Source organism: Alsobacter sp. P4_H11, from assembly GCF_056400925.1.
On the sequence record NZ_JBFUKI010000006.1, the window covers coordinates 307,176 to 324,459 of the forward strand.

The 17,284-nt window shown below is 67.2% G+C and carries 21 protein-coding genes; 10 read left to right on the forward strand and 11 right to left on the reverse strand.

All coding sequences use genetic code 11. From position 1 onward, the window contains the following. Positions 1-60: 60 nt before the first annotated feature. The 4 genes from mnmE to hemE form a co-directional block, all read right to left on the reverse strand. On the reverse strand, positions 61-1,377 hold the full coding sequence (gene mnmE, locus AC1DSZ_RS13080) for a tRNA uridine-5-carboxymethylaminomethyl(34) synthesis GTPase MnmE (protein WP_476838793.1): 1,317 nt from the start codon (positions 1,375-1,377) through the stop codon (positions 61-63). 76 nt (positions 1,378-1,453) lie between these two features. Next, the gene (rho, locus tag AC1DSZ_RS13085) at positions 1,454-2,719 is read right to left on the reverse strand and encodes a transcription termination factor Rho (RefSeq protein WP_188520178.1); all 1,266 of its coding nucleotides are present in this window, start codon (positions 2,717-2,719) and stop codon (positions 1,454-1,456) included. A gap of 207 nt (positions 2,720-2,926) precedes the next feature. Beyond that, positions 2,927-3,352 carry a protoporphyrinogen oxidase HemJ gene (hemJ, locus tag AC1DSZ_RS13090; RefSeq protein WP_476838794.1) on the reverse strand — a complete coding sequence of 142 codons (426 nt, stop codon included), beginning with the start codon at positions 3,350-3,352 and terminating at the stop codon, positions 2,927-2,929. Continuing rightward, positions 3,349-4,419: a uroporphyrinogen decarboxylase gene (gene hemE / locus AC1DSZ_RS13095; RefSeq protein WP_476838795.1), complete on the reverse strand. Its 1,071-nt coding sequence runs from the start codon at positions 4,417-4,419 to the stop codon at positions 3,349-3,351. The genes hemJ and hemE overlap by 4 nt, the downstream gene beginning before the upstream one ends. 403 nt (positions 4,420-4,822) lie before the next feature. Here hemE and AC1DSZ_RS13100 point away from each other — a divergent pair, with 403 nt between their 5' ends. Genes AC1DSZ_RS13100 through dnaQ form a run of 5 tightly spaced genes read left to right on the forward strand, consistent with a single transcriptional unit; the run spans position 4,823 to position 8,483 of the window. Continuing rightward, the gene (locus AC1DSZ_RS13100) at positions 4,823-5,653 is read left to right on the forward strand and encodes a pyruvate, water dikinase regulatory protein (protein ID WP_188520181.1); all 831 of its coding nucleotides are present in this window, start codon (positions 4,823-4,825) and stop codon (positions 5,651-5,653) included. 3 nt (positions 5,654-5,656) lie between these two features. Next, positions 5,657-6,280, forward strand: coding sequence for a Maf family protein (locus AC1DSZ_RS13105; protein WP_476838796.1), 624 nt, complete (start codon positions 5,657-5,659; stop codon positions 6,278-6,280). Continuing rightward, entirely contained in the window at positions 6,277-7,122 is an 846-nt protein-coding gene (locus tag AC1DSZ_RS13110; protein ID WP_476838797.1) for a shikimate dehydrogenase, read from the forward strand. Before AC1DSZ_RS13105 ends, AC1DSZ_RS13110 begins: the two co-directional genes overlap by 4 nt. Beyond that, complete coding sequence (gene coaE, locus AC1DSZ_RS13115) at positions 7,119-7,730, forward strand: dephospho-CoA kinase (protein ID WP_476838798.1); 612 nt, start codon at positions 7,119-7,121, stop codon at positions 7,728-7,730. Before AC1DSZ_RS13110 ends, coaE begins: the two co-directional genes overlap by 4 nt. A 27-nt stretch (positions 7,731-7,757) precedes the next feature. Further along, positions 7,758-8,483, forward strand: coding sequence for a DNA polymerase III subunit epsilon (gene dnaQ / locus AC1DSZ_RS13120; RefSeq protein WP_476838799.1), 726 nt, complete (start codon positions 7,758-7,760; stop codon positions 8,481-8,483). Positions 8,484-8,553: 70 nt separating this feature from the next. On the opposite strand, the gene secB is transcribed toward dnaQ, so the two are convergent. Next, a complete protein-coding gene (secB, locus tag AC1DSZ_RS13125; protein WP_188520186.1) occupies positions 8,554-9,036 on the reverse strand; it encodes a protein-export chaperone SecB in 483 nt (160 codons plus the stop codon). A 256-nt stretch (positions 9,037-9,292) separates the two neighbouring features. Here secB and AC1DSZ_RS13130 point away from each other — a divergent pair, with 256 nt between their 5' ends. From AC1DSZ_RS13130 to AC1DSZ_RS13150, 5 genes are read left to right on the forward strand one after another with little or no spacing between them, the layout of a single operon-like run. After that, on the forward strand, positions 9,293-10,000 hold the full coding sequence (locus AC1DSZ_RS13130; RefSeq protein ID WP_476838800.1) for a Tim44/TimA family putative adaptor protein: 708 nt from the start codon (positions 9,293-9,295) through the stop codon (positions 9,998-10,000). 13 nt (positions 10,001-10,013) lie between these two features. After that, positions 10,014-11,204, forward strand: coding sequence for a murein transglycosylase A (gene mltA, locus AC1DSZ_RS13135; protein ID WP_476838801.1), 1,191 nt, complete (start codon positions 10,014-10,016; stop codon positions 11,202-11,204). After that, complete coding sequence (locus tag AC1DSZ_RS13140; protein ID WP_476838802.1) at positions 11,201-11,776, forward strand: Smr/MutS family protein; 576 nt, start codon at positions 11,201-11,203, stop codon at positions 11,774-11,776. The genes mltA and AC1DSZ_RS13140 overlap by 4 nt, the downstream gene beginning before the upstream one ends. Continuing rightward, a complete protein-coding gene (locus tag AC1DSZ_RS13145; RefSeq protein WP_476838803.1) occupies positions 11,773-12,144 on the forward strand; it encodes a helix-turn-helix domain-containing protein in 372 nt (123 codons plus the stop codon). The genes AC1DSZ_RS13140 and AC1DSZ_RS13145 overlap by 4 nt, the downstream gene beginning before the upstream one ends. A gap of 54 nt (positions 12,145-12,198) precedes the next feature. Continuing rightward, the gene (locus tag AC1DSZ_RS13150; RefSeq protein ID WP_476838804.1) at positions 12,199-13,197 is read left to right on the forward strand and encodes an adenosine kinase; all 999 of its coding nucleotides are present in this window, start codon (positions 12,199-12,201) and stop codon (positions 13,195-13,197) included. Positions 13,198-13,275: 78 nt separating this feature from the next. Here AC1DSZ_RS13150 and coaA read toward each other — a convergent pair whose 3' ends face one another. The 6 genes from coaA to AC1DSZ_RS13180 are packed head-to-tail and all read right to left on the reverse strand — an operon-like array spanning position 13,276 to position 17,245. Then, positions 13,276-14,238 (reverse strand): type I pantothenate kinase, encoded by a 963-nt coding sequence (gene coaA, locus AC1DSZ_RS13155; protein ID WP_476838805.1) that lies wholly within the window; start codon positions 14,236-14,238, stop codon positions 13,276-13,278. Between the two features lie 30 nt (positions 14,239-14,268). Beyond that, positions 14,269-14,592, reverse strand: coding sequence for a phosphoribosyl-ATP diphosphatase (locus AC1DSZ_RS13160; RefSeq protein WP_476838806.1), 324 nt, complete (start codon positions 14,590-14,592; stop codon positions 14,269-14,271). Next, positions 14,589-15,362, reverse strand: a complete 774-nt coding sequence (hisF, locus tag AC1DSZ_RS13165; protein ID WP_476838807.1) for an imidazole glycerol phosphate synthase subunit HisF — start codon at positions 15,360-15,362, stop codon at positions 14,589-14,591. Before hisF ends, AC1DSZ_RS13160 begins: the two co-directional genes overlap by 4 nt. Next, positions 15,355-16,113, reverse strand: coding sequence for a 1-(5-phosphoribosyl)-5-[(5-phosphoribosylamino)methylideneamino]imidazole-4-carboxamide isomerase (gene hisA, locus AC1DSZ_RS13170; RefSeq protein WP_476838808.1), 759 nt, complete (start codon positions 16,111-16,113; stop codon positions 15,355-15,357). Before hisA ends, hisF begins: the two co-directional genes overlap by 8 nt. Continuing rightward, the gene (hisH, locus tag AC1DSZ_RS13175) at positions 16,101-16,751 is read right to left on the reverse strand and encodes an imidazole glycerol phosphate synthase subunit HisH (protein WP_476838809.1); all 651 of its coding nucleotides are present in this window, start codon (positions 16,749-16,751) and stop codon (positions 16,101-16,103) included. Before hisH ends, hisA begins: the two co-directional genes overlap by 13 nt. After that, on the reverse strand, positions 16,748-17,245 hold the full coding sequence (locus AC1DSZ_RS13180; RefSeq protein ID WP_476838810.1) for a DUF2628 domain-containing protein: 498 nt from the start codon (positions 17,243-17,245) through the stop codon (positions 16,748-16,750). Before AC1DSZ_RS13180 ends, hisH begins: the two co-directional genes overlap by 4 nt. Between the last annotated feature and the right edge of the window lie 39 nt (positions 17,246-17,284).

Sequence of the window (17,284 nt, forward strand, 5' to 3'; positions counted from 1 at the left end):
TTCCATAGCTCGCGACGCCGTTCTTCGCCACAGCCATGCGCGGCGATGTTCCACGTGAATCTATTTGCCGATGCAGAAGCTCGAAAACACCTTGTCGAGGATATCCTCCGAGGTGACGCGGCCGATCAGCCCATCAAGGCTGCGCAACGCCAGGCGCAGATCCTCGGCGATGAACTCGACCGGACCGCCCTCGTCGTGGGATCGCTCAGCTCGCCCGAGATGCTCGGCCGCCTCCTGAAGAGCGAGCCGATGTCGCTCTCTGGTGAGAACGCCACCGCTATCGAGTGTCTGTCCGAGATGCCGGATGACTTCCGCATGAAGCTCGTTGAGGCCGGTTCCAGCCAGCACCGAAATCGCGAGTTCGCCGTGTTTGCTCGACCGTTCCGGAACTGAATCGACTTTCGACCGAACCCTTACGGTCGGACGATCGGCTAGCTCGTCGTCGACGGACCCGCCGCCGGGATCAAGCCAGAGAACAAGGTCGGCGCTCCTGGCGCGGTCGCGTGCGCGGTCCATGCCGATCTGCTCCACGATGTCGCGAGCAGCGTGAAGCCCTGCCGTATCAATCAGCCGCACGGGAAGCCCGTCCAGTTCGAGATCAACCTCGATCAGGTCGCGCGTGGTTCCCGGAATCGGCGTAACGATCGCGGCTTCCCGGCCTGCCCACCAGTTCAACAGCGTGGACTTCCCGGCATTAGGCGGCCCGGCGATCACCACCGTGAACCCATCCCGCAGCCGCTCCGCGCCGCGCTTTTGCAGCTGGGCCGCGATCTCATTCGTAACGGCCACTACGGCCTCTCTCACCGCCGGAGGTAGAGATTCTCCGACGTCGTGTTCATCCGAGAAGTCGAGCGCCGCCTCGATCAGCGCCGATGCTTCAATGAGCAAGTCGCGCCAGCCGGCGACCACGCGGGCCAAGCCGCCTCCAAGCTGCCCAAGCGCCTGCGCGCGCTGTCGGTCCGTATCCGAATCGATCAGGTCGGCGACCGCCTCCGCCTGGGTCAGATCGAGCTTGCCGTTCAAAAGCGCGCGGCGCGTGAATTCCCCCGGCGCAGCGGGCCGCAAACGCGGCATGCTCCCCAACGCGCGAAGCAGCGCGCCTTGAACAGCCCGGCCGCCATGAATGTGGAACTCGGCGACATCTTCGCCCGTGAAGCTGTTCGGCGCCTCGAACCGCAGCACCAGCGCCTGATCGATGACGCCGTCATGCCCGGTCAGCGTCCGGAGGCTCGCAACTCGCGGAGGCGGGACCTCGCCGCTAAGCTGAAGCAGCGCTTCGTGGACGGCAGGCCCGCTCACACGGATGACGCTGATCGCGGCGCGGCCGGGCGCGGTCGCGACAGCGTAGATCGTCTCCGCCTCGACGCCCGTTTGCATTCACCAACTCCCAAATGAGAGCGGCGGCCCGTGAGCCGCCGCATGTCGTTTCAGAGCCGAATCAACATTGATCCGATCAGGTGTTCATTGAGTCGAAGAAGTCCGAATTCGTCTTCGTCTGCCGAAGCTTGTCGAGCAGGAACTCGATCGCGTCCACGGTGCCCATCGGGTTGAGGATGCGGCGCAGGACGTACATCTTCTTGAGCACGTCCGGCGGCACGAGCAGCTCTTCCTTGCGGGTGCCGGACCGCGTGATGTCAAGCGCCGGGAACACGCGCTTGTCCGACACCTTGCGGTCAAGAATGATCTCGCTGTTGCCGGTGCCCTTGAACTCTTCGAAGATCACCTCGTCCATGCGGCTACCCGTGTCGATCAGGGCGGTCGCGATGATGGTGAGCGAGCCGCCTTCCTCGATGTTGCGGGCCGCGCCGAAGAAGCGCTTCGGACGCTGCAGCGCATTGGCGTCGACGCCGCCGGTCAGCACCTTGCCGGAGGACGGCACCACGGTGTTGTAGGCGCGACCGAGGCGGGTAATCGAGTCCAGCAGGATCACGACATCACGGCCGTGCTCTACCAGGCGCTTGGCTTTTTCGATCACCATCTCGGCCACCTGCACGTGCCGGGAGGCCGGCTCGTCGAAGGTGGAGGAAACGACCTCGCCGCGCACGGAGCGCTGCATGTCGGTTACCTCCTCCGGCCGCTCGTCGATGAGCAGCACGATGAGGTAGCACTCGGGATGGTTCGTGGTTATCGACTGCGCCACGTTCTGGAGCAGAACAGTCTTACCGGTGCGTGGCGGCGCGACGATGAGGCCGCGCTGGCCTTTGCCGATCGGCGAGACGATGTCGATGATGCGCGGCGAGAAATCCTTGCGGGTCGGATCCTCGATCTCGAGCTTGAGGCGCTCGTTCGGGTAGAGCGGCGTCAGGTTGTCGAAGTTGACCTTGTGGCGCGCCTTGTCCGGATCCTCGAAGTTGATCGTGTTGACCTTCAGCAGCGCGAAGTAGCGCTCGCCTTCCTTCGGGCTGCGGATCTGCCCCTCGACCGTGTCGCCGGTGCGCAAGCCGAAGCGCCGGATCTGGGAGGGCGAGACGTAAATGTCATCCGGGCCGGCCAGGTAGTTCGAATCAGGCGACCGCAGGAAGCCGAACCCGTCGGGCAGCACCTCGACGACGCCCTCGCCGATGATCTCCACCTCGTTGGACGCCAGCTGCTTGAGGATCGCGAACATCAGCTCCTGCTTGCGCATGGTGCCGGCGTTCTCGACCTGCAGCTCCTCCGCGAAGGCGAGCATCTCCGTCGGGGACTTCGCCTTGAGGTCCTGGAGCTTTATTTCCCGCATGGGTATGTCCTGGGAGTCGCGGCCCTGACCGGGCATCTGCGAGCGGTGGGTGAGAAAAACGTGGGACCGAATGCATCGGTTCCGGGAGTGGGGTCGACCGGGGCGTCGGGAAACCGAGCCACGAGGAAGACCAAACCACTGCTTGGGGAGGCGTTCGAGCGATAACGCGTTTTGCGCCCCAGCACAAGTCCCGCAGCCGTTCTCGCCTCAGAACGGCTTGACGATCACCAGGATGACGATCCCGATCATCAACACGGTCGGGACCTCGTTGAGGATCCGGAAGAACCGCGCCGGCTTCTGGTTGCGATCGGCCGCGAAGTCCTTGACGTAGCGCGACAGCATTCCGTGCACGCCGGACATCAGCAGCACCAGGGCGAACTTGCCGTGGAACCAGCCCGCCTTCCACCAGCCGCCCTGCCAGACGAGCCAGAGCCCGGCGATCCAGGAGACGATCATCGCCGGATTGATGATCGCCTTCAGGAGGCGCCGCTCCATCAGCTTCAGGGTCTCGGACTTGTCCGACCCCTTCACGGCGTCGGCGTGGTACACGAAGAGCCGGGGCAGATAGAGCATTCCGGCCATCCAGGCGATGATCGCGATGACGTGCAGCGCCTTGATCCAGTCGTAGCTCACGCGACCTCTCCCCGGACAAGCTTTACCAGTCGTCCCACATGCTCGACCGGCGTTTCCGGCACGATCCCGTGGCCGAGATTGAAGATGTGAGGTCCGCCCCCGAAGGTGCTCAGCACGTCCCGCACGCCGTCCTCCAGCGCCGCGCCGCCCGCCACCACCGCGAGGGGATCGAGGTTGCCCTGCACGGGCTTGAGGGACTGCACCTGAGAGGCCGCCCAGGCGCCGTTCACGGCCCAGTCCAGCGCCACCGCGTCGGCGCCGGTCTTCTCGGCCACAAGCCGATGGCCGGGCCCCGACGCACGCGCGAACACGATGATCCGCGCATGGGGCGCCTGCGCCCGGACGCCGTCCACGATCCGCCGGATTGGACCCAGCGACCAGCGCTCCAGGCCGGCCGGCGTCAACGCGCCCGCGAAACTCTCGAAGATCTGCACCGCGTCGACGCCGGCCTGAAACTGCCGCACGAGGTACCGAATGGACGCGTCCACGAGCCTGTCGATCAGCGCGGTCAGAAATTCCGGATCGCGGTAGGCCAGGAGCCGGGACGGAGCCAGTTCGGGCGTGCCCTTGCCGGCGATCATGTAGCTCGCCACCGTCCAGGGAGCCCCGCAGAAGCCCAGGAAGGTTGTTTCCGAGCCCAGCCCCGCCTTGACCCGCTCGATGGTCTCGAAGACCGGTCCCAGGCGTTCCAGGTCGATCTCGTCCGAGAGCCGCGAGAGACCGCCGTCGAGCGTGATCGGGTGCAGGCGAGGGCCCTCGCCTTCGGCGAACGTCACCGGTTGCCCCAGAGCGTCGGGGACGACCAGGATGTCCGAGAACAGGATCGCGGCGTCGAAGCCGAACCGCCGGATCGGTTGCATCGTCGCCTCCGCGGCTTTCGCGGGCGAGTAGCAGAAATCCATGAAGGACGGCGCGGTAGCGCGAAGCTCCCGGTACTCGGGCAAGTAGCGGCCCGCCTGTCGCATGATCCAGATCGGAGGCCGCGGCAGCGTCTCGCCAGCCAGCACCCGGAGGAGCGGCTTGCCGCTCGCCGACGGCTTTTCGCCCGAGAGGGGAGAGGAGGTCACTTCTAAATACCTTTTTCTAAGACTCTTTATTTTGATCCTTCTCTTAGACCGCCCGCCTGCGGAACGCCAATTGGTCCACAGGTCGCACACAGCTTGCCGGCCGCATCGCCAAGAACTCCATCGAGATGGTGAGCATGCCGGAGGTCCAGGGCCGTTAACGATTCATTAAGGGTTTTGCAGGAGGTCGGGCGCATCCAGCTCTGTCGCGACGATCCTGCCGATCGTCTCCGTCCACCGCTGTGGCCAACAGGCGTTCGATTCCATCCCCCGCCGGATCGTCTGTTGATCGGCGTCCCCCGACTTGCGACATTGTCCCCAGGGCCTGGCCAGACAGGTCGATCTCTCCACGCCATTCACAGCCGTCCACAGGGCTGTGGATCGTCTGGATCAAAGGATCCCGACCTTGGGACGCAGCTATTTCCATCTTCACCTCGTCTCGGATGCGACGGGCGAAACCCTCATCGCGGTGAGCCGTGCGGCGGCCGCCCAGTATCAGGGCATCTCGGCGATCGAGCACGTATATCCGCTGGTGCGAACCTCGACGCAGCTCGATCGCGTGCTGGGCGAGCTCGAAGCGGCGCCCGGCATGGTGCTCTATACGCTGGTCGAGCCCGAACTGGCCGGCCGCCTGGAGGAGGCTTGCCGCGAGTTCGGCTGCCCGTGCCTCTCCGTGCTGGACCCGGTGCTGAGCATGTTCCAGTCCTACCTGGGAACGGTTTCGACGCATCGGCCGGGCGCCCAGCACGTCCTGAACGGCGACTATTTCAAGCGCATCGACGCCTTGAACTACACGATGATGCATGATGACGGGCAGCTTCCGGAGGACCTGGAGTCGGCCGACATCATCCTCATCGGGGTGAGCCGCACCTCCAAGACGCCGACCAGCATCTATCTTGCCAACCGTGGGGTGAAGACCGCCAACATCCCGCTTGTCCCCGGTATCCCGCTGCCGCCCGGCATCGAGAGCGTCAAGCATCCGCTGATCGTCGGCCTGGTCGCGTCGCCCGAGCGGATCGTCCAGATCCGGCAGAACCGGTTGCTGACCCTGAATGCGTCCGACCAGAGCCCCTATGTCGACAAGCTCGCCGTCACGGAAGAGATCGCGCTCTCGCGCAAGCTGTGCGCGCGCCACAACTGGCCCATCATCGACGTGACGCGTCGCTCCATCGAGGAGACCGCGGCAGCCATCATGGACCACCTGAAGCGACACCGGCTTCGGTTCATCGTGGAGTAGCGCATGCCGGCGTCGAACCTTTGGGCGGATCCTGATCCGCTGATCCTCGCGTCCCGCAGCGCCGCCCGCATCTCGCTTCTGGCGGCGGCCGGCATCCCGCTCGAGGCCATGGCGGCCGATGTGGACGAGCGCGCGCTGGAAGAGAAAGCGCAGGCCGGTGGGGCTGGCCCTGGCGAGACCGCGTTGGCGCTCGCCCGCGGCAAGGCCAGCGCAGTCGCGCAGTTGCGGCCGGGCCGGATGGTGCTGGGAGGCGATCAGACGCTGGCGTGCGGGGCCGTGCCGTTCCACAAGCCAGTCGACCGGGAGGAGGCCGCCGAGCAGCTGCGCCGCCTGTCGGGGCGGCGTCACGAACTCTACTCGGCCGCGGTCGTGATGCGCGACGAGGCCGTGTTGTTCCAGACCGTCACGTCCGCGAGCCTCGCCATGCGCGCGTTGTCGGAAGACATGATCGCGCGCTATCTGGACGCGGCCGGCGAATCGCCGCTTGCGAGCGTCGGCGCCTACCAGCTCGAAGGCTTGGGGATTCATCTCTTCGAGGCCATCGAGGGGGATCACTTCACGATTCTGGGGCTTCCGTTGATTCAGCTTCTCGCGTTCTTCCGGCAAAGCGGAGCCGTCCCGCAGTGACCGCCGTTCCCAGCGCCTGCATCGTCGGTTGGCCCGCGAAGCATTCGCGCTCGCCCCTGATCCACGGCTATTGGCTCCGCACGCTCGGCCTCGAAGGCTCCTACGGGTGCGAGGAGGTTCGCCCGGAGGACGTCGTCGGTTTCTTGAAGACCCTGCAGGCCCGAGGCTATGTCGGCTGCAATGTCACAGTGCCGCACAAGGAGGCGGCGTTCGGCGCCGTGGACGTGCTTACCGACCGGGCGCGCGCGCTTCAGGCCGTGAACACGGTCTGGATCGAGAACGGCGTTCTGCATGGCGACAACACCGATATCCTCGGCTTCGTCGCCAGCCTGGATGCCGAAGCGCCCGGGTGGTCCAGCCGCACCGCGCATGCGTTGGTGCTGGGAGCCGGGGGCGCCGCGCGCGCCATCGTGGCCGGGCTACTCGATCGCGGCGTCGAATTGGTCACCATCCTCAACCGCACGCGCGACCGCTCCGAGCAGTTGGCCGACTTCTTCGGAAAGCGGGTCCAGGCCTCGCGCTGGGACGCCGTCTCGCAATTGATGCCGGCCGCCGACATGGTGGTGAACACCACATCGCTGGGCATGAGCGGCCAACCCGAGCTCGACGTCTCGCTGGAGGGCCTCAAGCCTGGCGCCATCGTGACGGACGCCGTCTACATTCCGCTCGAAACGAGGCTGCTCGCCGAGGCCCGCCAGCGGGGCAACCCTGTGGTGGATGGCCTTGGCATGCTGCTCCACCAGGCCGCGCCCGGCTTCGAGCATTGGTTCGGCAAGCGCCCGGAAGTAACGCCCGCCTTGCGGCAGCTGATCGTGGACGATCTCGCCCGGAGCGCGCGGTGACGTTCATCCTCGGCCTTACGGGCTCCATCGGGATGGGCAAGTCCGCGACGGCCGGCTTTTTCAGGGAAGCCGGCGTCCCGGTGCACGACGCCGACGCTGCGGTTCACGCCCTCTACGCGGGCGCTGCGGCGGAAGCGATCGAGACTGCATTTCCCGGGACCACGCGCGACGGCGTCGTCGATCGCGAAGCGCTCGGCAAGGTCGTTCTGGGGGATTCGGCGGCGCTCAAACGGTTGGAGGCCATCGTTCACCCGCTTGTCCGCCAGGCTGAGGCGGACTTCGTCCGGCGCTGGATGGCGGCCGGCGCTTCGCTGATCGTCCTCGACGTTCCCTTGCTGCTGGAAACGGGCGGCGACCGGCGCTGCGACGCCGTGCTGGTGGTGAGCGCTCCGGCTTCTGTGCAAAAGCAGCGCGTGCTGGCTCGCCCGGGCATGACTGCCGAGCGCTTCGAGGCCATTCTGGCCAAGCAGATGCCCGATTCGCAAAAGCGGGCCCGGGCGCACTGGGTTCTGGATACGAGCCAGGGCTTCGGCGCCGCGAGGCGCGGCGTGCAGGACGTGATCCGCGCCTGTGCGGGACGGATCGGCTCCGCCGCGACGCAGCGGTGAGCTGCAGGAATACGGCAAGGGCGCCCCATGAGTCGCGAGATCGTCTTCGACACGGAAACCACGGGCCTCAGCCCATTGGGCGGCGATCGCGTCGTTGAAATCGGCTGCGTCGAACTTCTGAACCACATGCCGACGGGGCAGAACTTTCACGTCTACATCAACCCCGAGCGGGACATGCCGCAGGGAGCCTTCGCGGTGCACGGGCTCTCGAGCGAGTTCCTGTCGGATAAGCCCGTCTTCGCCGCGATCGCGGACGCCTTCGTGGACTTCATCGGCGACGCCAAGCTGGTCGCCCACAACGCAGCCTTTGACATCAGCTTTCTCAACGCCGAGCTGGGCCGGCTCGGACATGGCCCCATCGATCAGGGCCGCGTCGTCGACACGCTGGCGATCGCCAAGCGCAAGTTTCCGTTCGCGCCCGCCAGCCTCGACGCGTTGTGCCTGCGCTTCGGCATCGACAACTCCCGCCGCACCAAGCACGGCGCGCTGCTGGACGCCGAAATCCTGGCGGAAGTCTATGTCGAGCTGCTGGGCGGCCGGCAGACCACGTTGGGCCTCGTGGCCGCGGGCGTGAAGACCGCCGTGGAGCGCGCCTCCGCGCGGCGCGGATCGCTGGTGCGTCCCGAGCCGCTTCCCTCGCGCCTCACCGCCGGCGAAGCCGCCGCCCATGAGGCGTTCATCGCGACGCTCAAGGGCGAGATCGTGTGGCGGCGTTACCTCCCCGAACAGGAAGCCGCCAAGGCCGCTTCCTGACACGAAAGCTTCCTCCCGACATGAAAAAGCCGGCCACAAGGGCCGGCTTTTCTCGCAAATGGGCGAAGGGTCAGGCGTTCGCCGGCTGCTGCTGCACTTCGGCGATGCGCTGGCGGAACAGGGCAGCGAAGTCGATCGGGTCGATGAACAAGGGCGGGAAGCCGCCATTGCGCACGGCGTCGGCGACGATCTGGCGCGCGAACGGGAAGAGTAGCCGCGGGCACTCGATCATCACCACCGGATGGACGTTCTCCTGCGGGATGTTCTGCACGCGGAAGATGCCCGAGTAGATCAGCTCGAAGCTGAACAGCAGGTTCGGCGCTTCGCCGGCCTTGCCCTCGAGCGTCAGCTCGACTTCGTAGTCCGCATCCGCGATCTGCTTGGCGTTGACGTTCACCGAGATCGAGATCTGCGGCGGGTTCGCCTGCGGGGTCAGCGAGCGCGGAGCGTTCGGGTTCTCGAACGAGAAATCCTTGATGTACTGCGCGAGCGCGTTGAGCGAGGGCGAGATGTCCTGCTCGGGAGCGCCGGCGGCGCCGTTTCCGTTGGCCATGGGGTTCTCCTCTGGAGGCCCTGCCTTGGCCCCCGATCCGTTGAGCGATGGCCGGCTTGCGACGGCTCTTCGGCGCGCGGGCTAACACGGAAAGACGAGCCCCACAAGGAGCGCCTGCGGCTTCGCGCCTTCACGCGGCGGCTTGCGCCTGCGCGCTTCGCCACGCCCGCGGGTGGAAGTCCAGCGCAGGACGGTCCATATAGAAGGGAACCCGATATTTCGGCGCGGGGCCGAGGCGGCGCGAGACGACGAGACGATGCAGGACTCCTTCGACCTCACGACCATCATTTTCCTGGCCTTGGCGGTCTTCGTGATCTGGCGTCTTCGCTCGGTCCTGGGAACGCGCACCGGCAACGAGCGTCCGCCCGTGATGCGCCGGGCGCCGCAGACGCCTTCGCCCGCCAACGATTCCAACGTCGTTCGCCTGGATCGCGGGCCCGAGGAAGCCGCGGCTCCGCCGATGGGCCAGCACGACCCTGACCGCTGGCAGGGATACGCGGAGGACGCCACTCCGCTTGCGGCGGGCTTCGACGCCATCGCGGCCGCGGATGGCGGCTTCGACCCCAGGGTGTTCCGGGAGGGCGCCAAGTCGGCCTACGAGATGATCGTGACCGCTTTCGCGAGCGGCGATCGCAAATCTCTGAAGGACCTCTTGTCCAAGGATGTCTACGAGGGTTTCGTCAGCGCGATCACGGAGCGCGAAAAGCGCGGCGAAAAGGTCGAGACCACCTTCGTGTCCATCGACAAGGCCGAGTATGTCGACGCGCAACTGCGCGGCCGCACGGCCCAGGTCACGGTGCGCTTCGTCTCGAAGCTGATCACCGCCACCAAGGACCAGACCGGCGCGGTGATCGACGGCGATTCGACCAAGGTCGTCGACGTGACGGATGTGTGGACCTTCGCCCGCGAGGCAGGGTCCCGCGATCCGAACTGGAAGCTCGTCGCCACCGAAGCCGGGCACTGACGACGTGCCCGGGATGCGGCTGCGCGCGGTCGCCCGCGCGGCGATCCTGCTGCTCGCGCTGCTGCCGTCCACGGCTCGCCCCGAGACCCTCGCGATGTCGACCGTTGATCTGCCGATTCGCTCCGGTCCTGGCGGCTCCACGCTGAAGCCGCTCGCGTTCGCGGCGCTCGCCGGCTGGGGGGCGGACGACCACGCGGCCGCGTTCAGGGCCTTCGCGAAAACCTGCAAGCCCATCGCCAATTCCGGCGCGTCGCTCCGGCCCGGGCTGCCGCCGGACCCCGCCCTGGTCGCCATTTGCCGGCGCGGGCTAGAGCTCGGCCCGCTGAAAGCCGCGGCCGCGCGGGCGTTTTTCGAGCGCGAGTTCCAGCCCTACGAGATCACGCCCGCTGAGGGGCAGGGCTTCCTCACCGGCTATTATGAGCCCGAGATGGAAGGCTCGCTGACCCGAAGCGAGCGGTTTCCCGTCCCGGTTTTGGCCCGTCCTGACGATCTTGCGTCCTATCCGGGCGGCGTTCCGGGTCTCGACGGAGGTCTCACGGCGGCGCGGAAGACGCCCGCCGGGCTCGAGCCCTATCCGGACAGGGCCGCGATCTGGGGTGGCGCCCTGAACGGCCGCAAGCTCGAGCTCCTGTATGTCCGGGACGAGGTCGAGCTCTTCCTCGCGCAGGTGCAGGGTTCCGCGCGGGTGCGGCTTCCGGACGGCAAGCTGCGCCGCCTGGTCTATGCCGGGCGGAATGGCCATCCATACACGTCCATCGGCAAGGTGATCGTCACCGAGGGCCACATGACCCTCGAGGAGATGACGCTCGAAAAGCTGAAGGCCTGGCTTCGCGAGCACCCGGACGACGGCCGGCGGATCATGCGGCTCAACCGGTCCTACATCTTCTTTGCGCTCGGAAAGGGCATGCGGCCCGACCAGGGCCCGACCGGCGCGGCCTCGGTCGAGCTCACGCCCGGGCGCTCCATCGCGGTCGACCGGTCGCTCTGGCCCTACGGTCTGCCGTTCTGGATCGACGCGGACCTGTCATCCGCGACGGGCTCGCCTTTCGCGCGTCTCATGACCGCGCAGGACACGGGTTCGGCCATTCTCGGCGCCGCGCGCGCCGACATCTTTCTTGGCTCGGGCGCCGAAGCCGGCCGGCAGGCCGGGCTGGTGCGACACAGGGGCCGCTTCGTCGTGCTTCTCCCGAAAGTCCGGCCGTGACCCAGCGCCGGCGCCGATCCCTCACCAGCGACGAGGTCGCCCTCTGGGCGCAGGTGACCCGGCACGTGAACCCCATGCCGGGCCAGGCTCCGGTGGTCGCCCCGCCTCCCGCCGAGCCGCCCGCGCCAGCGCCGCCTGCGAGCGATGTCGCCAAGGCTCCCGGCGCGCTCGCCAAGCCGAAGCCCGCGCCCGCGCCGATCGCCCCGCTGGCTCCCCTCGAACGCCGTCTCCGGCAACGGCTATCGCGCGGCTCGCATGCGATCGAGGCCGTGATCGACCTCCACGGCATGCGCCAGGCCGAGGCTCACGACGCGCTGCGAGGCTTTCTCCACCGCGCCCAGGCGCAGGGCCATCTCGTGGTTCTCGTCGTGACCGGCAAGGGCGGAGGTCCCGCCGAACGGGGAGGGCTGTTCGAAGAGCGCGGTGTCCTCAGGCGGACAGTCCCGCACTGGCTGCGGCTGCCGGATTTGCGCCCCCTCGTGGTCGGCTTCGAAGAGGCGGCCGCACATCACGGCGGCTCCGGCGCGCTTTATATCCGGATGCGCCGCCCGCGTGGGCCGGGCGCGTCATGACGCCGTTCGGCGCGCGCCTGCGCGAGCTCCGCGCCGAGCGCGGCGTCCAGTTGAAGGACATGGCCGAAGCGCTGGGTGTGACGCCCACCTACCTGTCAGCCCTGGAGCACGGCCGCCGCGGCCGCCCGAACTGGGGCTTCGTGCAGCGGGTGATCCACTACTTCAACATCATCTGGGACGACGCCGAAGAGCTCCTGCGCCTCGCCGACGTCTCCCATCCGCGCGTCACGGTCGACACCGCCGGCCTCTCTCCGGACGCGACCCGCCTCGCCAACCGCTTTGCCCGCATGGTCGGGCGTCTCGACGGCGACGACATCGCCGGCATCGAGGCGATCCTCGCCGCCGCTCAGGCCCGCCCCAAACCTTGACCCGGTCCGCGCCTTGCCCCACACGGGCGCACCGCCATTCAGGAACGCCGCCTCATGACCGCACCGCTCTATGACGTCCTCGGCCTCGGCAACGCCATCGTGGACGTGCTGGCTCGAACCGACGATGCGTTCCTTCTCGCGAACCAGCTGCATAAAGGTGCGATGCGGCTGATCGAGGAGCAGGAAGCCGAGCGGCTGTTTTCGGCCATGGGCCCGGCGACCGTGATCTCGGGCGGCTCGGTCGCCAACTCGATCGTCGGCGTCGCGTCGTTCGGCGGGCGCGGGGCCTATATCGGCAAGGTCAAGAACGATGAGGTTGGCGGGCTCTTCACCCACGACATCCGGTCGATCGGCGTCCATTTTCCCACCGCGCCGTCTAACGACGGCCCCGCCACGGCCCGCAGCTTCATCCTGGTGACTCCCGACGGCGAGCGCACCATGAACACCTACCTGGGCGCCTGCCAGAACCTCGGCCCCGAGGATGTGGACCCTGACGTGGTGGCGGCGTCGAGCATCGTCTACCTGGAAGGCTATCTTTGGGATCGCGACCAGGCCAAGCAGGCGTTCCGGCGCGCCGCCCAGCTGGCGCATGCGGCAGGCCGACAGGTCGCGCTGACGCTGTCGGACAGCTTCTGCGTCGACCGCTACCGCGACGAGTTCCTCGACCTGATGCGCACCGGCGCGCTCGACATCGTGTTCGCGAACGAGAGCGAGCTGAAGAGCCTCTACCAGACGGCCGATTTCACCACTGCGGTTTCGGCGTTCCGTGACGAGAACCTGCTGGGCGTCGTCACCCGGTCCGAAGAAGGGTGCCTCATCGTCACCCGCGAGCAGACCCAGGCCGTGGACGCCTTCCCGATCGAGAACCTGGTGGACACCACCGGCGCGGGCGACCTGTTCGCGGCAGGCTTCCTGTTCGGCGTCGCGCGCGACCTCGAAGCGACGACCTGCGCCCGCCTCGGAGCGCTCGCGGCCGCCGAAGTGATCCAGCATGTCGGCGCGCGTCCGGAGGTCAGCCTTCTGGACCTTGCGCGCGACAACGGCGTGCTCTGAGCCGAAACGGATTCACGTGAAACATTGCAGGGCGGCTCGCGCCGCCTTGCCGGATTCACGTGAAACGGGAGACAGTCCCTAGAGCTTTCGCAGCGCGACCTGCTCGATCCGGTGGCTCGCGCCCTTGGTCAGCACCAGGCTGGCGCGCGGGCGGGTCGGCAGGACGTTTTCGCGCAGGTTCGGCAGATTGGTCCGATGCCAGATCGCCTTGGCGGTGGCTTCGGCTTCCTCGTCCGTGAACTCGGAATATTTCTTGAAGAACGAACGCGGGTCCCGGAAAGCCGTCTGGCGAAGCGTCATGAAACGCGACACGTACCATTTCTCGAGCAGGTCTTCCTCGGCGTCGAGATAGACCGAGAAGTCGAAATAATCCGACACGAACGGCACCGTCTTGCCTTCGCGCGAAAGCCGGCTCGGCTGCAGCACATTCAGGCCCTCTACGATCAGAATGTCCGGCCGATCGACGGTCACGAACTCGTCCGGCATGACGTCGTAGGTCAGGTGCGAGTAAACCGGCGCCTTGACCTTCCGCTCACCGGCTTTCACCTGAGACAGGAAGCGCGTCAGGGCCAAGCCGTCATAGCTTTCCGGAAAGCCCTTCTTCTCCATTAGCCCTTCACGCTGCAGCACGGCGTTGGGCAACAGGAAGCCATCGGTGGTCACGAGGTCGACCTTGGGGGTGTTCGGCCACCGCGACAGAAGCGCCCGCAGCACGCGCGCGGTGGTGGATTTGCCGGCCGAGACGGAGCCTGCGATGCCGATCACGTACGGCATCTTGCCATCCTCGGCGAGAAGGAAGCGCTGCGTGGCCTTGAACAGCCCTTGTGTGGCCGCGACATACAAAGACAGCAGGCGCGAGAGCGGCAGGTAGATCGCCACCACCTCCTCGAGCGAAATCGGATCGTGCAGCGACTGCAGCTTGATCAGGTCCTCGACGCCCAGCGTCAGGGGTGTATCGGCGCGCAGGGCAGCCCACTCGTCCCGCGAGAAGACGCGATAGGGCGAGAGCTCGTCCGGCGCTGGCGTGACGCGCTCGTTCATGCGCGCTCCTTTGCGGGGCTTGGTTCGTCGTCAGCCTTGCGGGCGTGACGCCTTTTCCTGGAGCCCGGTTTGCGCGGTCCGGCGGGCGAGCTCGTCGAGGACATCCTGCAACGACAAGCCTCTCGCGCGAAGCACGACTAAGAGATGATATAAAACGTCGGCGCTTTCCATCTTCAACGCATGAACATCGCCTTCGACGGCTGCGATCACGGCTTCGACGGCTTCTTCGCCGAGTTTCTTGGCGGCGTGGGACGGCCCCTTGGCGAGCAGCTTGGCGGTGTAGGATTCATCCGGCGACGCTTTCGCGCGCTCGGCCAGATAGCTGTCCAGGTCGTTGAGCGAAAACGCCATCAATCCATCCTCACCGGCAGCCCGGCGGCCGCAAGCCGTTCCTTGGCCTGCCGCACCGTGTATTCGCCGAAGTGAAAGATCGATGCCGCGAGCACCGCGCTTGCGTGACCCTCGCGCACGCCTTCAACCAGATGGTCGAGGTTGCCGACCCCGCCCGAGGCGATCACCGGCGCGGGCACGGCGTCCGCCACCGCGCGTGTGAGCGCCACGTCGTAGCCGGTCTTCACGCCGTCCCGATCCATGCTGGTCAGCAGGATCTCGCCGGCGCCCAGCTCGCAGACTTCCTCCGCGAACGCGATCGCGTCGATGCCCGTGGCCGTGCGGCCGCCATGCGTGAAGATTTCCCAGCGCGGATCTTCGTCCGGACCCGAGACCCTCTTGGCGTCGATCGCCACCACGATGCACTGGACGCCGAACTTCTCGGCCGCCCGGCGCACGAAATGGCGGTCCGTCACCGCCGCGGTGTTGATCGAGACCTTGTCGGCCCCGGCGAGCAGCAGGGCCCGGATGTCCTCGACCGTCCTGACGCCGCCTCCCACCGTAAGCGGCATGAAGCAGGCTTCGGCCGTGCGGGTGACCACGTCGATCAGCGTGCCCCGCCGCTCATGGCTGGCCGTGATGTCGAGAAAGCAGAGCTCATCCGCCCCGGCCGCGTCATACGCGATGGCGCTTTCCACCGGGTCGCCGGCGTCGCGAAGGCCAACGAAGTTCACGCCCTTGACGACGCGCCCGTCCTTCACGTCTAGGCAGGGGATGACCCGCACCTTAAGCATCGGGCGTGCTCCCCCGCACGGAAAGGATCAGCTTGAGCGCTTCCTCGGCGTCCAGCCGGCCGTCATAGAGGGCCCGGCCAGAGATCGCGCCCTCCAGCACGGCGCAGTCCGGCTCCAGCATGCGGCGCACGTCGTCGATGGACGCCAGGCCGCCCGACGCGATCACCGGAATGCTGACCGCGTTGGCGAGCGCGAGCGTCGCCTCGATGTTGAGGCCGGTCAGGATGCCGTCGCGCGCGATGTCGGTGTAGACCAGGGCCGCCACACCGACGTCCTCGAACTTGCGGCCAAGGTCCTCGGCGGACATCTCCGACAGGCGTGCCCAGCCTTCCACCGCCACACGGCCGTCACGCGCGTCGATGCCGACCGCGATCTGGCCCGGAAAGCGGCGAGCAGCCTCGCGCACGAAGTCCGGATCACGCACAGCCGCCGTTCCAATGATGACGCGACGGATGCCGCTCGCAAGCCAGCCTTCGACGGTCCGCATGTCGCGGATGCCGCCGCCGAGCTGCACGGGAAGGCTCACCCGGCCCAGGATGGCCTCTACCGCCTGGGCGTTCACCGGCCGGCCCGCGAAGGCGCCGTCGAGATCCACGAGGTGCAGCCACTCGAAGCCCTGCGCCTCGAAATCCGCCGCCTGGGCGGCCGGGTCGTCGTTGAACACGGTCGCGAGCGCCATGTCGCCCTGCACGAGCCGCACGCAGCGGCCCTCCTTCAGGTCGATTGCGGGAAACAGGATCACGGACGCCACCTCAGGAAATTCGCGATGAGCGCCAGTCCGAGTTTCTGGCTCTTCTCGGGATGGAATTGTGCGCCCGCCATGTTGTCACGCGCCACCATGGCGGTGACAGGACCGCCATACTCGGTTTCGGCGACGACCAGCGAGGGATCAGCGGCCGCGAGATGGTAGGAATGCACGAAATAGGCGTGCCATCCGTCCGGCCCGGTCGGAATCCCTGCAAGCAACGGGTGCTCGCGCCGGACATCGAGCGTGTTCCAGCCCATGTGAGGGATCTTCAGCGCCGGATCGTCGGGCTGCAGAAGCGTGACGTCCCCCGGGATCCAGCCGAGGCCATCCGTGGTGACATATTCGAGCCCACGGCTCGCCATCAGCTGCATGCCGACGCAGATACCCAGAAACGGCTTGCCGCGCCGACGCACGGCCTCCTCCAGCGCGTCCACCATGCCCGGAACGGCATCAAGGCCGGCCCGGCAATCCGCGAACGCTCCCACGCCCGGCAGCACGATCCGCTCCGCGCGAAGCACGGCGTCGGGGTCCGATGTCAGCCTTACGGGCGTGTCGAGCCCGGCTTCGCGGGCCGACCGCTCGAACGCTTTCTGGGCCGAGTGCAGATTGCCCGACCCGTAGTCGATGATCGCGATGCTCATCGGGCCGCCCCGGCGTCAGGAAACAGCCCGAGCACCTGCGGCTGCGGTCGTGACGCGTATCCCTGCCCGGGGGTCTGCCCGGCCGGACGCGCGCCCGGGGCGGCAGCCGTGCGCGACAGCCACCGGTCGAAGAAGCGGCGCTCCGCGTCGTCCGCCGAGGTGCCCGTCACCACGTCCGCGATCGCGTAGCCGCGGCGCCCGAGGCCCCAAGCCTTCAGGTCGGGCGCCGAGATCGCGACGAATAGCCCGATCAGGAGGTCGAGCGTCGCAATCGCGGTCTCGCTTAGGCCGGCCGCACGCCCCAGAAACACGACAGCCATCGTGATGACCACGAAGGCCAGGAACGCCCACCAGAGGCGGTTGAACAGCAGCCACAGCAGCGGGAACACCAGCGCGGTCCAATGGAAGCCGTCCTTCACCAGGACGGCGCGCTCGAGGCCCTCCGGGGAGCCCGGAACCGCCTCGGCCGGAAGGTGGACAGAATAGGTCGTCATGAGGCGCCTTTCCCCAATTGCATGCGGGCGCGCAGGGTC

Excerpts from the sequence above, each read along its gene's own strand:
- AC1DSZ_RS13150 (WP_476838804.1), top strand. The coding sequence starts at position 12,199 with ATGACCGCACCGCTCTATGACGTCCTCGGCCTCGGCAACGCCATCGTG.
- mltA (WP_476838801.1), top strand. The coding sequence starts at position 10,014 with ATGCGGCTGCGCGCGGTCGCCCGCGCGGCGATCCTGCTGCTCGCGCTG.
- dnaQ (WP_476838799.1), top strand. The coding sequence starts at position 7,758 with ATGAGTCGCGAGATCGTCTTCGACACGGAAACCACGGGCCTCAGCCCA.
- AC1DSZ_RS13180 (WP_476838810.1), bottom strand. The coding sequence starts at position 17,245 with ATGACGACCTATTCTGTCCACCTTCCGGCCGAGGCGGTTCCGGGCTCC.
- hisH (WP_476838809.1), bottom strand. The coding sequence starts at position 16,751 with ATGAGCATCGCGATCATCGACTACGGGTCGGGCAATCTGCACTCGGCC.
- AC1DSZ_RS13130 (WP_476838800.1), top strand. The coding sequence starts at position 9,293 with ATGCAGGACTCCTTCGACCTCACGACCATCATTTTCCTGGCCTTGGCG.
- rho (WP_188520178.1), bottom strand. The coding sequence starts at position 2,719 with ATGCGGGAAATAAAGCTCCAGGACCTCAAGGCGAAGTCCCCGACGGAG.
- hisF (WP_476838807.1), bottom strand. The coding sequence starts at position 15,362 with ATGCTTAAGGTGCGGGTCATCCCCTGCCTAGACGTGAAGGACGGGCGC.
- AC1DSZ_RS13105 (WP_476838796.1), top strand. The coding sequence starts at position 5,657 with ATGCCGGCGTCGAACCTTTGGGCGGATCCTGATCCGCTGATCCTCGCG.
- coaA (WP_476838805.1), bottom strand. The coding sequence starts at position 14,238 with ATGAACGAGCGCGTCACGCCAGCGCCGGACGAGCTCTCGCCCTATCGC.
- mnmE (WP_476838793.1), bottom strand. The coding sequence starts at position 1,377 with ATGCAAACGGGCGTCGAGGCGGAGACGATCTACGCTGTCGCGACCGCG.
- secB (WP_188520186.1), bottom strand. The coding sequence starts at position 9,036 with ATGGCCAACGGAAACGGCGCCGCCGGCGCTCCCGAGCAGGACATCTCG.
- AC1DSZ_RS13145 (WP_476838803.1), top strand. The coding sequence starts at position 11,773 with ATGACGCCGTTCGGCGCGCGCCTGCGCGAGCTCCGCGCCGAGCGCGGC.